Origin of the sequence: Candidatus Endomicrobium procryptotermitis, from assembly GCA_031279415.1 — a bacterium.
Classification (GTDB): Bacteria; Elusimicrobiota; Endomicrobiia; order Endomicrobiales; family Endomicrobiaceae; genus Endomicrobium_B; species Endomicrobium_B procryptotermitis.
The window spans coordinates 1-14,901 of the sequence record JAITIP010000038.1; the positions used below are offsets into that span (position 1 = coordinate 1).

Sequence of the window (14,901 nt, forward strand, 5' to 3'; positions counted from 1 at the left end):
TTGGCGTGAGTTAGGAGTTGATGTCAGAGCTTGGCGTGAGTTAGGAGTTGATGTCAGAGCTTGGCGTGAGTTAGGAGTTGATGTCAGAGCTTGGCGTGAGTTAGGAGTTGATGTCAGATTACCTGCCGGGCGGATTGCAGCGACATTTAGCGCAGATGCGTTTTTTATACTTTCAATTACTTTTTGTTTTAAAGTCGCTGGTAGTAAGTTATAACTGTCATCCGTAACGCTTGCCGCAAATACCTTATTACCTGCCGGGCGGATTGCATATGTATTAATACTATTAACAGCGGCACTTAGCGCAGATGCGTTTTTTATACTTTCAATTACTTGTTGTTCTAAATCCTTTGGTGATGTTAAATATTTTGCTGTGGTGTCTTTACCATAACTTAAAAATTTTTGATAAGTATTATCTATTGTTTTATTCATAAGTTTCTTTGGGTTCAAAAAAGCGCTCGGTTTTAGGGCTTGCCGTTGTGCTGTCATGCTGTTACCTAATAGATTATTTAAATTTTCTATGGCTTGCCGTTCTTCAATAGCTCTGTTTTTAATGTTTTCAAAATTATCTATTTTTAATCCTTCCAATTTTCTTAAAACGCTGTCATCAAACACGCGTCGTGAGACGTTTACCCCTTTACTTTTTGCGCCGTCGTCAAGGTCTTTAACAAGCTTTTCTCTTATACCTGTATAAAATGCCTTTTGTTGATTTGGATCTAGGGTTTGTGCGAAATTTTTTATTTCTTCTCGGCTCATTTTATAAAAATTTCTTCCCCGTTCAAGTGCTTCTTCGAGCACTTTCATATCTGCAAATGCTTTTCTGGCTTGTGCATATTCTGGAACCACTGAATCAACAGCATTTAATAATTGTTCTTTTTCTTTCATTAACTGGCTGACATTTAACTTTTCACCATAATTAGTATATTTTGTTATATCATCATCAATTTTTTGTTTTACCAGATCCAAAATTCTGATATCATCGTCTGGAAGTCTTGCCCAGTCTTCAAATAACGGATCCTTTTTGATTTTTTTTATTAAAGATTGAGTATAAGGGGTTTGCTTAATATAAGGTATTCTTCCATAATTCATAGCTTTTTTATAAATAGGTTCATAAACCTTTTTTGCGTCTTCTTGTATTTGATTTAATACTTCTATACTTCCTTTATTTCCAAAGTTCTTATCAATTAAATCATTAATATTATCTACTTGTTGGGTTTTACGTGTTTTTGAATAATCTTTATATATTTGTTTGGCTTTAGTGTTATGCAATCTTGAATATTCAGCCATTTCCATAATATTTTCATCTGCAAAATCTAAAATTGCTTTTTTTTCATTAATAGACCTATCTATATTTTCTTTTCCGACGTGTTTTATAAACTTATTAAATTTATCTTTTTTTCCAAATAACTTTTTAAAACCAACATATGCAGTGGGCATAAATCCACTCATTAGGGCACCCCCAGCACTGCCAAGACCTAAACCATTCAGAAAATCTTTTGCACTATCCCAAGTCATTAAATTTTCATTATCTGTCCAGTTCCTCAACGCTGCATCTGCTCCGCCAAAAACAGCCCCGCTTTTGACATGCTGTTTAATAGTATCAGGGAATATCAAATGATTAGATGTAGAGCTTAATTTAAATAGTAATAAAGGTATTAAACTGCCTAAAATTTCAGCCCCGAGGGCTGTTTTTGGATAGTTTAAAGTAAAGTCATTTTTTACATCATTAAACTTTTTACGATCATTAATAAAAGCAGTATGCATGTCTTGATTTATATCTTTTGGGTTAAACTTAGCAGACAACAAGGCATTTTTTAAAGCTCGAACAGAGCCGGTGGCCCCAGCTCCAATATCAGCCATATTATACATTAAACCTTCAGACATATTATTTAAAAATCCTTGAAAAGCATCTAATTTTCTAACCGGCTTAATGTCATTACTTTGTATAATATTAAGGATTTGATTTTCATTAAGATCAGCGGGGCCAGCCACTTCATATATATCATTATCTAATCTTACTGTATATAGTTTTTCATTCATTTTAAACCTCTTTAAAAACTTTTTTTTTTTATATATATTTTATATATGGAAACTCTTCTAGATATTATTCTTTTTTGTGGCGGCATATATTTTATTTATATTTGCTTAGACCTTCTTATTTATATTATAAGCCTTCTTTTTATAGCTTTTTTTAAACCTCTTTTCATTTATATATATGAAAATAGAATAGGATGTTTAATTATATGTTTAATTATATGTACAATTACTATATTAGGATTAATAGGTATATGTGGCACGCCTGATCATTATATAATCAATTTATTAGTCGTAGTATTTTTTTTGCTGCTTTTACTATTCTTTTTTGTTTTCCCTACCAGCTATGAAGAAGAAAAAGAATATGAAATAATTAAACAATGTTCTGAGGAAATTGAACAACTTAAAATCAAACTTGTTCAACTTCACAAAGAATTTGACAAAGATCTGAATCGTCAGCTCGTAGAACTTAATAAATCATATGACCTTCAACCTATATATGACAAAATCTATTCCATACACGATCAAATTGATAAGAATTTTAAACAAATTGAAGACAGCTATGAAGAACTAAAAGAACATTTTTATGAGAAAATTTATAAAAAAGAACGAATTATAAATAAAGGTACACAAATTAGTTATGCAATTTTAATGCTTATCCCTGAACTTATACGGCTTAAAACTAAAAAAGACCCGGGAATTGAACAAATTATAAATAGCCTTACAGAATTTATACAACTTAAACTTAAATCTGAAGATCTTGTTAATGAACTTGTAGAGCTTAACTATAATACAGAAATTGAAGCACTGTCGGCAAAAGAGAAAAAGTATAAAGAATTAAAACCTAAAATCGACCAATTTTATAATAAAGTTAAAAAAATTTTATAATTGCTTTTGTCTATTATCATCTTTCATAATTTGAAATTTAGGTTTTAACTTAGTTTTTAAAAAAGGAATTTTAAGACTGACTCTTGACTTATTTATATAATCTGGATCTTCAATAATTTTTCTGATTGATTCTCCGTTTAATCCTTTTACTAATTGGTCTAGTGAACTTTTTCGCATTGCATATAAATTTGCCCGTTTTTCAGCTTCAATTGCGGCTTCTTTTTCTTTTTGAATTTTTAAAAGAGCGGCTTTTAAGGATCGGGCATCTTTTTCCCTTTCATATTCCCAGAGCCTCTGCTGTTTTTCTATATCCCATTTATTTGCCTTAACTTTTTCCCCGCTCTGCCATTGTCTGTCAATATCCTGCAGTTCTCTATCTCTTCTATCGTTTAAAATGGCTCTAGCCAATTCGCTGTCATATTCAGCTATTGCGTACGGGTCTTGACTTTGGAGTACCTGCCGTTTTTTTGCGTCTGCAAGTGCCTTCAGTAATGTCATTTTTTTTATTTGGCGCTCTTGAGCTTTGCGCTGCTGCATTGAATTAATTCCGTTTAATAGTCCAAACAATACAGTATTCATAGGTGCTGATTTTCCCAAAAAACCATTATTGTTTCTTTGGCTTCCAGCCGCAAGCATAGCAAGGGCTGTAGTATAATCTGGCGCTGTTTCTTCTTCATAAAATCCGTCTGGAATATATTGCGGCTGTTGATTATAAGCGTCTGGTTCAATATATTGCTGAGAGGCTAAACTGTCGGAATTTTTAGAATTTGCCGTATTTATGTTCATTAACAGTGCCTGCAAAAGTTTATTCATTATAATCACCCCGCTTGTACTCTTGTGGAATTTCCTGCTCTACTATTTGTTCATTTCCGTCGGGACGCTGGGGATCATATTGATTTATTTCTTCTCTATCGGACGGCATCTGTAATGCTAAATCATAGTTGACAAGTAAAAGCCCTTCAGAATCTTCGCTGACGGCATAAGGCATTAATTCTTTTACTTCCTGAGCTATTAATCCTATCTTTGTAATATTTTCGCCTATGAAATTAAACTTATAAACTGTTAGACCATTATAGAGCTTTCCGATAGGCTCAATATTTTCCTTCATACGTACATCGCTGTAAAATGTGTTTAAATTAGGGTTATATTGTCCACTGCTGTATGTATAAGATGGATTAACGCTGGAAGTATTATTGAGATAGTTATTTAAATAGGAGCCGCTGCCATAATTATAATCCAGCTTTGATGTAGGATTATAATTAGCAAAAGAAGAATTATTATTAGAGCCTTTAATGGCACTAATTATGGACGGTATAGCACTAGCAAGGGCGCCAATGCTGGCTGCTTGTGATTGCTGATTAGCCTGCTGCTGTGCAAGTGTAGAACTATATGTTGGGTTTACTGAAGTGCTGTTTGTTAAATTATAATCTGATGTAGGATTATTAATGCTTTGGTTAATAGAATTATATAAATTGATAAGTGCGCCCAGTTCTGAAATTTTTGTTTGATTTCCTGTTAATACAGCTTGATTTGCGGCTGTTAAATTAGCATCGTATTGAGTATTATATAAATCCTGCATTGCTCTTTTATAAGCTTCGCTGCCAACGGGAATACCTTGATTTACAAGTTTAGTCTGCAAATCTGTTAAATTTTTTTCAAAGGCTGGAGTATTATAACGCTGGAAACTTTCATAAACAGCGTCTTCAGCCCTTTTTGCCGCTTTATCTCCATAATCAGCGTTTAATTCTTTTAGTAAATTAACAACTGAATCATATTTAGCCTGTTCAGTTGGGCTCAAAGTTATGTTTAATTTACGTGTGCCGTCATTAATTGAGCCAGTCCAATCGACGGTTCCATAAGGACTATTTAAAGCGTATTGGGTCATTTCAATAGCTTTAGCTTGATTTGCTACATCTTTTGATGCGTCATATTCTTGTGGTCCTAGTCCTAAAACATCGTCATTTAACCAATCATGAAGTCCTATAAATCCGGCAATGGCGCCGCCTAATGCGCCCCAGCCTCCGCCAAAGCTGCCTCCAGCCGCTGCACCTCTTGCGGCACCCTGCAAACCTCCAAATTGATAAGCCATTTTTTTTTCTCCATTAATTAAATATTATTTTATTTCTCAGTCTCAAAAGTTATTATATTAGAAAGCCATTTAAACGTTGAACTATTTTTTATTAATCTTATTCCAATAGAACCTTTTACCCCTGGTTTACCATTAATTATAGTTATACTTTGATATATATTTTCCTCTTGTGCCCAATGGCTAATATCCCAGACTGCTTGATCCCAGGGGGTTTCAATAATGACATTATTATAAACATCAGAAGAGGAAATGGGAGTAGAATAATCAACACTAAAATTTATTTGATAATTTATTTTTGATTCTGAGAACTGTATAATTTTTAATGTTCCCCAGCGTTTTAACTGTGGATATCCAAAATCAGTGTAAGCAGACTGGCAATAACTCATAATAGGTTTACCGTTATCGCTTAACCCGTCGAAGAGTCTAAATATTGCGGGTTTTAAACTGCCATCTAATTTATTTTGGTCGTAACCGCAAAAATATACATCGGAACCCAGCGGAGCAATAGATTTAATATTAATTCCAGTAAACTTGCACCAAGCGCCGGAGCGGCAATTCATAACATGCTGAATGCTTTTATAATTATTTAAAGGAACGTTTATAATCATTAAATCTTTGGAATTTAAATATAATATTTGCCAATCAGCAAGGTCGAAACTATTTTTTAAAGTTTTAAATTCGCCGTTAATTTTATCACTAAAAGCAACAGCATTACTGGCAAAAGCAACACTTAAAACGGCGCTTAACGGGAAATAACCGTCTTTAGTAATTAAAATGACATTACCTGCCAGTTGTGTATTATTATTTATTCCAATAACACTAGGAATATTATAAATACCTCTTAGAGCCCAAGCTTCCATATCAGAGGGGTCGGTGCCGTCGTAAATAAAACATTCACCTTGATTAGTTACAACAATAAATAAATTATTTTGACCTTGTCCGCCCTGCTGTGTCCAGTTAGCAATGGCAGCAATTTTACCGCCTTTGGTGGCAACTTGACTTAAATCAAAACAAACTAAAGGTCCGGAGATATTGCCTGCATCTTGTGTGTACCAAAGTTTTAAAGAATCTTTTTGAGCAAAAAATAAACGGTTTTTAAAAATAGTTACTAAAAATAAAGACTGCAAATTTAAAGGCGGAATGTCGGATATAGGATAAAAAGGGGCATTAACTATTTCATTCCCGTCGTAAACCTGAGGAAGATCCTGTCCGTTTACTATAAATAAACGTTCTTTATAAAGGGTGCTTTGCCATTTATTATTAATTAAATTTTCTTTTATAAGTTTTAATTGAGGAGTTGGAGAAGTTGGATTAAATATATATAACTTTCCTGACATTCCCACCAGCAGTTCATGAATATCAGCAACTTCATACGGTATTAAACTTTCGGCAAGAGTGGAAGTTTCAATAATTTCCCTATATCCGGGTCGCTGTTCAATATAAGTTTCATATGGAATAAAATTATCCATAATAATGGCGTCATTAGGGTTCATATTAGCTACATTATCTCTAAGATTAAGGCCGCCCGTTGGACATGGTATGGTTACAGTAATATTTTTTCGATGTCTATCATTATTTTTTATAGGCTGTCTAAGCATTATATTTATTCCTTAACCCTGTCATTGCCGGCTTGACCCGCAATCTATCGTTGCCGTTACTAGTAACCAATATTGTTATCGGGAATATTTGCTATAACTTTTCCTGAAGTATTGGCAGCCTCTTTAATTCTTCTTGCATTGCTGTCAATACTCTTTTCTATTTCGAGACAATTTTGATATTCTCTAAAACTTTCAGCATAATCAAAGCCCATTTCATTTTTATATTTAAATATTAAACCTAATAGCAAAAGATGTGATTCAATTTCGCTTTTATCGCTGTCTTGCGTGAAATATTCTTTAATGAGCAAATTATTTTCTTCATCAAAATTATATACGCCGCTTTTACTTTTATAAAAAAAACTTATTTTTGAATATAAAGAAGGATGTGGCATAAACAGAATATGATTATTTTGCAAAATAAAATTTTCAGATATAGATGATGATGTCATGTTAATTCTATAAGCTATATACTTATCGTATGTTATGCTGTTAATAGTTTTTTGTTGTGTTTCATTATAAATATAATCTGTTATAAAAGATTTAAAGCCTGGCGCAATAAGTTCTAGATTATACCCGTCTAAGACTGAATTATATGCGGTTTGTTTATCAGCGGAAAATTGGCAAAATTTAACCATCTTTTGCCACTGATAGTCCATTAATATTTGTTCGAGAGAGCGGTTAAGCAATCCTAACAGCCGAAGGATTGTATAATCCTGAGTATTATTAATTGAACGTGGTGCAGAAAATCCTAAAGTCAAACAAGCCTGCTGGATTATTTCTAAACAATTCATAAATTCCCCTCATAAATTCCCCCTGTCGTTGTTAAGCAGAGCCGTTCTAACCTGCCGTCCGCAAGGACTGCTGCCTGCTAAGGCTGCCGTCCGCAAGGACTGCTGCCTGCTAGGGCTTGCGCCCCTTTATTATTGCGGCTTCCAACTGCTAGGGCTTGCCGTTTTAACCTGCTGCCTGCTAAGGCTGCCGTCCGCAAGGACTGCAGAGCCGTTCTAACCTGCTGCCCGCAAGGGCTGCTAGCCATTTGAGCTGGTGCTGGATGGTGTGCCGAAATTTTCAGTAAGCTCGATAAATCCGTAATTATTTGCGGCAATAGGATAAATGGCCTTTCCTGTTGATCCTGCTTGTGCGGCCTGTCCTGTTGCTGTAAAAGATGCGCTGACAACAACCCATTGAACTGCTGTAATATTTGAGGCGGCTTTTACATATTCCACAATTTTACCGTCGGTTGTTCTACCTTTGGTACCGAGTTCAAATTGCATTGTATCAGTTGCTGCTAAATTGTTTGCACCAATTATTGTGCTTATGGATTTATTGCTCATTTTTTTAATTCTCCTTATTTTTTGTAATTTTTTCAAGCTTTTTTGTAAGATTTTCATTATTTTTTGTAATTTCTTCAAGCTTTTTTGTAAGATTTTCATTATTTTTTGTAAGTTGATCTAAAGCATTTTTTGTGTCATCCAGTTCCTTTTTAGTTTGGGAGGCGGCTTCATTAGCGCCCACAACAACTTTACCTGGATTATTTATAAACGATTGCCAAGCGTCTGCAAACCTTTTTTTTAATGTTTCGCTTTTCTCATCTTTATCTAAAATCTCATGGCTTACAATATCTTTAACAGCGCCTGTTTGTACGGTGATATTTAATAAAATGCGCTTTTTAAAAATCTGTTTGCCGCTTTTTTTTGACTGCCATATATCAAGTGTTTCTTCCTCAATAAAACAGCCTAAAACATTTTCTATGTGTTTACCTGATTCAATTGCTGGATAATATGGGGTCTGGGTAAAAATTTTAGCCATTTTGCTTATTCTCCTCCTAATATTACGCTGTTCTAACTTGAGTGCGCAAGTAGTGCTTGCACACTGCAAAGGACTGGCACATTTTTTTGACTGCCATATATCAAGTGTTCCTTCCTCAATAAAACAGCCTAAAACATTTTCTATGTGTTTTTACCTGATTCAATTGCTGGATAATATGGGGTCTGGGTAAAAATTTTAGCCATTTTGCTTATTCTCCTCCTAATATTACGCCGTTCTAACTTGAGTGCGCAAGGACTGCCGCCTGCTAAGGCTGCTGCCCGCTAGGGCTGCAGAGCCGTTTTAACTTACCGCCCGCAAGGACTGCTGCCTGCTAAGGCTGCAGCCCTACTAGCGGGCAGCTGTCCACTAAGGCTTGCGGTGTGCAAGCACTAGGACTTTAAAACTCCCTGTAAATTAGCATTTCCCATAGTTAGATTACCCATGAACAGCATTGGATATACTTCAGCGTCTTGATTATATGGAAGTCTTTCGCTGTCCAGTTTAAAATTTGCATCTTTATGAGCTTTAAAGAACAAATAATCGAGATTAAGTGTATAAGCATGCTGGGTGGGAACATATGGATCAAAAAACACGGGAGTTCCTTCATATTCCAGAGTTTTAAAACCGGCGTCGCCTTTAACATCTACAGTAATACGTTTTATTGATTGCAGATAAGTTTTATATATTGAAAAATATACTTTATCCATAACAATCATTTGAGGTGTATCTGTACCTCTGGTGCATCTTAAGACGAGTTCGTCAAGCCCCTGAATGAACTCCTGTCCTGTTGGAAGTGTCCCGACGGATATACCCTGTTCTGCATTAAATGAATATACTTGATTTCTCCAAAATGGATAAGCGGCCCGGTCAATACCGCCGACAACTCCGGTTGAAGGGTTATCACTTATTAAAGCCTGTAACCCTGTAAGCTCTTTACCGGACGAACCCGTACCATCAGAAAATAAAGAAGCGCCGATTTTATTCTGCATAGTTTTTTCGCAAACAGAAATTCTAGCTTTTAACAAATTATGTTTCCTAGTTTTAGAATCTGCATTTTTACGAATTTCTTCTCCTGAAATTACAACATTTGCATTTGCCTGTTTCCACGCAAATTTAGCGGCAGTCAATACGGGGTTAGCTGTAACTTCAAGGAGTTCAAAACCTGAATACCATTTAAACGTTGAGTTCTCAGCATACATAAGGTCTTCTTCTATTTCATCTCCTCCGTCAAGAAGCGTTGTATTACTACCTGCTTTAAGTCTGTTAAGTAATGCATTATGTTCAAGCACATTATCAAATAAAGTATCTGAATATGCGTTAAGTGTTGCAACAATTAAATCTCTCATTTTTAATTTCCTTTTTAATTTTTTTTATTCAAGCCTTTGAGCTTCTTCTCTTATAATGTCATCAAGCGTTTTTTTATACTTTCTTTCTGTTCCTATTGCCATTGAATCTGTTACGCCTATAGAACTTGCTTTTTTTGCCTTTTGCGCTGTAATTGCCTGTCGTGAATTATTGTCTGTAAAACCTTGCGGGTGAGGTGTTGTTATAAAATTGCCGTCTGCTAAGGCTTGCTGTCCTAAATTGCTGCCTGCTAAGGCTTGCTGTCCTAAATTGCCGTCTGCTAAGGCTTGCTGTCCTAAATTGCCGCCTGCTAAGGCTTGCTGTCCTAAATTGCCGCCTGCTAAGGCGCCAGACCCGTTGTTAATTTCCCTGAGGACTTTTTCACGTACTTTAGGATTTAACCAGATAGCTTTTTCATATAAATCTGTTAAATCTGTAATACCTGTTTGGGTTGCCAGTTGAGCCATATCCTGCTCAACTTCTTGGAAATAAGGATATTTTTTATTACCTTTTTCGTCTTGTGCATTTACAAATTTTTCCAGTTCATTTTCCAAATCTTGCTGAGCCCGTTTAACGTGCAAGGCTTTTAACTGCCTATTTTGTATTTCAAGGGGAGCAAGTCGATTATATACTGGGTCTGTTGCTCTTTGCGCCTGCTGTTTTAATCCATTTACTAACGTGTCAAAATTTATGCCTCTTTGAACCATTACATTAAAAATAAACCCTACTGGGTCTGCCGTTATAAGCCTGTCAGCTTCAACTAAACTATTTATATATTGTGCTTTACTTATATTATTTTCTTCAAAATATTTATCGTGTTCACTTAACAAATCATTAATATTGTTATATTCTTTTTCGAGTTTTTTAAGTTCTTGGGTCTTTCTATCATAAACGCTTTGAATATTTTTAAACATACCCATCATACGTTTTTTGCCGTCGATATCAAGAGTATTAAAAAAAGCTTTTTCTTCATCAGCCCAATACTTTAACGGTTCAATAACTTCTGTTACAGCTTTTTGAGAGTTAGACGGTTCTATATTTTTATTTATTCTGCTTTGTTCTAACTCATTGACCTTTAAATCAGCTATTTTTAAAGCGTCTGTAATATTCTTAGCTTTTGGTGCATGCTCGTACAAATTTTGTGCCTGAACTTCGTTGTGTTGCTCTGTAATATTCTTAGCTTTTGGTGCATGCTCGTACAAATTTTGTGCCTGAACTTCATTGTGTTGCTGTGTAGGTGCATGCTCGTATAAATTTTGTGCCTGAACTTCATTGTGTTGCTGTGTACCATTGTTTTTCATGTTTTTGCCTCTGTTATATTTTTTCCTGCTTGTGCGCATAAGCACTGTCAGCCAAGCCGTTCTAACCTGCCGTCCGCAAGGACTGCCGCCTGCTAGGGCTTGCGCCCTGCAAAGGGCTTGCGCCCCTTTATTATTGCGGCTTCCAACTGCTAAGGCTTGCCGTTTTAACTTGCCGCCCGCTAGGGCTGCAGAGCCGCCGCTAGACCTTGTTGTCTTTATAAGCCTTTATAATATTATCTTGAGTTTTAAACTTTGCATCATTAATAATTTTCTGTTTTTCGAGTTCAAGTTCTTTTCCGTCTTTAATGGTTTCGAGTTCAAGTTCTTTTGTTTTTATCTGAGCTTTTAACATTTCAGCCTGAGCTTTTAACATTTCAGCCTGAGCAAGTACCTGTTCGGGAGGAGGAGGAGGAGGCTGTTTAGGGCTTTTAATTTTTTCAATTAAAGCTTCAAGTCCGCTTTCAATTTCTCCCTGTAGTTCTAAAGGAAGACCTGTGCCGGAAAGAGCAAAAATGATCAGCCTTATAATACTGTCTGAAAAATCTGGATTTTGTGAAATAAAAGGCAGCATTGTTTGAATTATTCTAAATATAAATTCAATCATTGTACTGCGGATTTTAAAGCGTCGATTTTCGTCTTCAAAAATATCGTTGTCGGATTCGACACTAAAAAGATAATCACGCAATTTATTATCTTCGATATACGCTTTAATTTCTAACCAAGAAGGCAGAGAATAAAATTTAATAGTCTTTGGGTTTAACGGTGGAAGATTTACGGGTATACCTTTTTGTATTCCCTGTTTTATTGTCTGCTGCCTTACTTTCATAAGCTCTTCAAACTGAATTTTTTCTTCATCAGAAGGCAGATTAACACCGGTAATATTTTGTAAAGTTTCAATGCTGAATAGTTCACATATAAGTGAACAAACAATTTTATATATTTCTTTAATATAATTATTTATTTTTTCTTGCCTGCTGTGTAATCTTAAATTTCCGAACTTACTTTTTTTACTTATAGCTTCAGCTGTTTCATTTACGGCGCTTATGCTTCTCATAATATCGCTTATACCGGTTATCTCATAAATATTATTTATTAAATTCTGCTGTTGATTATACAGTCCTTCGGCCACTTTCTGTTTCATTTCAATAGGGTCGTATGTAAATAGTTTATCAATTCCAAGTTCATTAATCTGGGAACTTACTTCAACTGCAATATATTCATTATCGCCTGCATTATTTAATTTATCTGCGATTTGACGGTTAGAAGCTGAATATAAGGCTCTGGACTTTATGCTTTTAATTAAATTGGCTATTCTCTGTGAACATATGCTTAAATCGTGTGCTTCTTCCTTATACACCTCATATTCTGGAGTAGCTTTCAAATTGCTGTTATTTAATATAAATCTAAACGGTTCAGGTGTTGGAAAAAATCCCTCTATGCCATAGGGGTCTGTTTCTTCTTTTAAAATATTACGACACTTATCAGATACAAAATAGACTTTTTTATTACTTTTATCCCACATTTCCCAAACATCAATTAACTCTTTTTGAGATTCAGAGGCTTTAAATTGTGGTTTTATTAACTCAGCATTGGGAAACTGCTTATAAATATCTTCTTCTGTCATTTTATGGCGTCGAGCTATCCACCAAACTTGGTTCCATGTTCTCCCGGAGGAAATCAAAAAGTCTTTATAATAAACATGTTCAATTTTTACACGTTCGTTTGTTACTTTTGTATCATTGCCAAGCTGTTGATATTGAGCATTAAAAACGCACCATAAAACGCCCTGACCGCTTAAAAGAATATCAAGTTTAAAAGATTCAACGACTTTTTTTATATTATCGGTATTAATGCATATTTCTACAGCCTTTTTAATTATGTCTATAACAGTACTATAAAATAATTTCATTTTAGAATTGGTCAAAGTTTCTTTAGAAGTACGCGGTCGGATAATTAAACGAGGTAAAGATGTAAACAATGCGGCAAACAATATTTGAGTATTTGCAAACAGTATATTATAGCGTTTATTTTTTTGTGCTTTTTTCTCTTCTGAAGCACCGCACGAATAAATATTTTCATATTCGTTTACATTATTAATCCAATCTTTACAGCGTTTTTTAGCATTATCTAAGCGCTCTATAAGTTCATTTTGATTCATAAATATACATCTCCCTAATAACTACCCTTTATAAACGTTTCTATAAGCGTTTCATAAATAATATATTTATTTCTAGTTTTTATGGTTAAAGCCTTTCCATTTAATAATATTTTTATCTTTACATTTAAAATATTATTTGTATCAATACCATAATTAAACCCTTTAATTGCGCCTACATTTCTTAAAGCTTTTAAAAACCCGCCGTAATATCTATTTAAAAAACTTAACAAATCTTTATTATTGTTACCTTTATAATTAGGAATTTCAGCGCTGATAACATTAAGCCTTTTCACTATTTCATTTTTAAGCGATTCGACCGAATTTAAATCCAATTCTGTTTCCTTTTTTTCATACTTGACAAAATATCATTAAATGTAATACCTTTTTTTTGTTCTTTAGCTTTTTCAAAAGGGCTTATATTTTGAAGATTATAAGCCAGTGCTGTATATCTTAAAGCGTCTGCACAATGAGAAGCCCAATCATGCAATGGTTCTTGTTTATATATTCCTAGTACATCATTCCACTGTTTTTTATAATTTCTTATTGCTTCAATACCTTCTTTACATTTACTTTCATTAAAATAAAATTTAGGAAAAAGAATTCTAACGGCATTAATTGAATCCCAAAGCGGCATAGCTGCTATAACTTCGACATCAAAGCCTTTTATATTTCCATAGCTCTGTGCAACTTCTCTGCTGCTTTTACCTGTTGACCAATTTTTATTTTCTGCATCATGGGGCAGAAACATTTTTTTAATTTTATATTCATGATTTTCAATCCACGCCAAATAATGGGGTAAGGCTTCCATATTATTTTCATAATAATCCAAGAATAGAATTTTATTTTTAAGAAATTGTACAATCCAAATTGCTGTAGCGTCGCTTATACCGATATCGAACACTGCATAAACTGGATGTTCTGTATCAGGTTTAATATCTCCGATTCTGCCTTCAATTTCTGCCGCTGATATTTCATGTTTATAAACAGCACCTGCTACCATATTTTGAAAAAGTCCAAATTTAAATCGATTTTTTTCGTCTATACTTAGTCCGTCGAGAATATTTAAATACTCTTTAGGAAGATTTTGTATATTATCCTCAGGATTAATAAATATATGTGCCACGCTTGACGGGTCTATCGGTGTATCATCCTGAGGGTCTTTTAACTGAATAAACTTTTTATAACTCCAATGACCTTTAGTTGTTGGGTTCTCATCCAAATAAGCTATTTTACATAAATCATTCTTTTGCGAAAATCTCGTATTAGCTTTTAAATAACTTTTGTATGATATCTCAGAGACTTCATTAAAAAAGCCACCGCTAAACTCCAGCCCTAACACTTTATCAGTTCTTATTTTATCATCAAGTCCAACCAGCCAAATTTCGCTCCCATTGTTAATAAATTTGATAATCCAATCACTTTTATTTATTTTATATGGAACGCCTTTAAAGAAAAGGTTTAACACAAAGGGCAGGCTCTGCATTCCAATAGAATGTTTAACATCAATAAACTGCTGTCTGAATATAGCATGCCTAGCTTCTTTAACTTTCAATGAGCGTATAATCAAATTTCTTAAAAATAAGGTAGTCTTTCCACTCCTAGAACCTCCGACAGCTAAAATTTCACGGGCACCGCTTACGCATAAATTACGTAACTCTTTTTGTTTTTGTGTAAGAAGCATTA

At 34.3% G+C, this 14,901-nt stretch carries 13 protein-coding genes; 1 reads left to right on the top strand and 12 read right to left on the bottom strand.

Going from position 1 to position 14,901, the window contains the following annotated elements; all coding sequences use genetic code 11:
- On the bottom strand, positions 1-2,037 hold a 2,037-nt coding region (locus LBD46_07785), incomplete at its 3' end, for a hypothetical protein (protein ID MDR2427057.1).
- 45 nt (positions 2,038-2,082) lie between these two features.
- Between LBD46_07785 and LBD46_07790 the strand changes: the two genes are divergently transcribed.
- Entirely contained in the window at positions 2,083-2,919 is an 837-nt protein-coding gene (locus LBD46_07790; protein ID MDR2427058.1) for a hypothetical protein, read from the top strand.
- Here LBD46_07790 and LBD46_07795 read toward each other — a convergent pair.
- From LBD46_07795 to LBD46_07845, 11 genes are all read right to left on the bottom strand, one after another.
- Positions 2,914-3,732 (bottom strand): hypothetical protein, encoded by an 819-nt coding sequence (locus LBD46_07795; protein MDR2427059.1) that lies wholly within the window; start codon positions 3,730-3,732, stop codon positions 2,914-2,916. The two genes, LBD46_07790 and LBD46_07795, sit on opposite strands and share 6 nt — an antisense overlap.
- Positions 3,725-5,008: a tail fiber domain-containing protein gene (locus LBD46_07800; GenBank protein ID MDR2427060.1), complete on the bottom strand. Its 1,284-nt coding sequence runs from the start codon at positions 5,006-5,008 to the stop codon at positions 3,725-3,727. Before LBD46_07800 ends, LBD46_07795 begins: the two co-directional genes overlap by 8 nt.
- A 29-nt stretch (positions 5,009-5,037) precedes the next feature.
- A complete protein-coding gene (locus LBD46_07805; GenBank protein ID MDR2427061.1) occupies positions 5,038-6,606 on the bottom strand; it encodes a hypothetical protein in 1,569 nt (522 codons plus the stop codon).
- 59 nt (positions 6,607-6,665) lie between these two features.
- Positions 6,666-7,397: a hypothetical protein gene (locus tag LBD46_07810; GenBank protein ID MDR2427062.1), complete on the bottom strand. Its 732-nt coding sequence runs from the start codon at positions 7,395-7,397 to the stop codon at positions 6,666-6,668.
- Positions 7,398-7,634: 237 nt separating this feature from the next.
- Positions 7,635-7,940: a hypothetical protein gene (locus tag LBD46_07815; GenBank protein MDR2427063.1), complete on the bottom strand. Its 306-nt coding sequence runs from the start codon at positions 7,938-7,940 to the stop codon at positions 7,635-7,637.
- Positions 7,941-7,944: 4 nt separating this feature from the next.
- On the bottom strand, positions 7,945-8,415 hold the full coding sequence (locus LBD46_07820) for a hypothetical protein (GenBank protein MDR2427064.1): 471 nt from the start codon (positions 8,413-8,415) through the stop codon (positions 7,945-7,947).
- A 389-nt stretch (positions 8,416-8,804) separates the two neighbouring features.
- Positions 8,805-9,761, bottom strand: coding sequence for a phage major capsid protein (locus tag LBD46_07825; GenBank protein MDR2427065.1), 957 nt, complete (start codon positions 9,759-9,761; stop codon positions 8,805-8,807).
- Positions 9,762-9,785: 24 nt separating this feature from the next.
- Positions 9,786-11,060: a hypothetical protein gene (locus LBD46_07830; protein MDR2427066.1), complete on the bottom strand. Its 1,275-nt coding sequence runs from the start codon at positions 11,058-11,060 to the stop codon at positions 9,786-9,788.
- Between the two features lie 199 nt (positions 11,061-11,259).
- Positions 11,260-13,218: a hypothetical protein gene (locus tag LBD46_07835; protein MDR2427067.1), complete on the bottom strand. Its 1,959-nt coding sequence runs from the start codon at positions 13,216-13,218 to the stop codon at positions 11,260-11,262.
- A gap of 14 nt (positions 13,219-13,232) precedes the next feature.
- Positions 13,233-13,550, bottom strand: coding sequence for a hypothetical protein (locus tag LBD46_07840; protein MDR2427068.1), 318 nt, complete (start codon positions 13,548-13,550; stop codon positions 13,233-13,235).
- A complete protein-coding gene (locus tag LBD46_07845; protein ID MDR2427069.1) occupies positions 13,541-14,899 on the bottom strand; it encodes a phage terminase large subunit in 1,359 nt (452 codons plus the stop codon). Before LBD46_07845 ends, LBD46_07840 begins: the two co-directional genes overlap by 10 nt.
- Positions 14,900-14,901: the final 2 nt, after the last annotated feature.

What these genes read in the sequence shown, in the direction of transcription:
- LBD46_07805 (MDR2427061.1), bottom strand. Translation starts at nt 6,606, where the DNA reads ATGCTTAGACAGCCTATAAAAAATAATGATAGACATCGAAAAAATATT.
- LBD46_07795 (MDR2427059.1), bottom strand. Translation starts at nt 3,732, where the DNA reads ATGAATAAACTTTTGCAGGCACTGTTAATGAACATAAATACGGCAAAT.
- LBD46_07830 (MDR2427066.1), bottom strand. Translation starts at nt 11,060, where the DNA reads ATGAAAAACAATGGTACACAGCAACACAATGAAGTTCAGGCACAAAAT.
- LBD46_07825 (MDR2427065.1), bottom strand. Translation starts at nt 9,761, where the DNA reads ATGAGAGATTTAATTGTTGCAACACTTAACGCATATTCAGATACTTTA.
- LBD46_07835 (MDR2427067.1), bottom strand. Translation starts at nt 13,218, where the DNA reads ATGAATCAAAATGAACTTATAGAGCGCTTAGATAATGCTAAAAAACGC.
- LBD46_07820 (MDR2427064.1), bottom strand. Translation starts at nt 8,415, where the DNA reads ATGGCTAAAATTTTTACCCAGACCCCATATTATCCAGCAATTGAATCA.
- LBD46_07815 (MDR2427063.1), bottom strand. Translation starts at nt 7,940, where the DNA reads ATGAGCAATAAATCCATAAGCACAATAATTGGTGCAAACAATTTAGCA.
- LBD46_07810 (MDR2427062.1), bottom strand. Translation starts at nt 7,397, where the DNA reads ATGAATTGTTTAGAAATAATCCAGCAGGCTTGTTTGACTTTAGGATTT.
- LBD46_07800 (MDR2427060.1), bottom strand. Translation starts at nt 5,008, where the DNA reads ATGGCTTATCAATTTGGAGGTTTGCAGGGTGCCGCAAGAGGTGCAGCG.
- LBD46_07790 (MDR2427058.1), top strand. Translation starts at nt 2,083, where the DNA reads ATGGAAACTCTTCTAGATATTATTCTTTTTTGTGGCGGCATATATTTT.
- LBD46_07845 (MDR2427069.1), bottom strand. Translation starts at nt 14,899, where the DNA reads ATGCTTCTTACACAAAAACAAAAAGAGTTACGTAATTTATGCGTAAGC.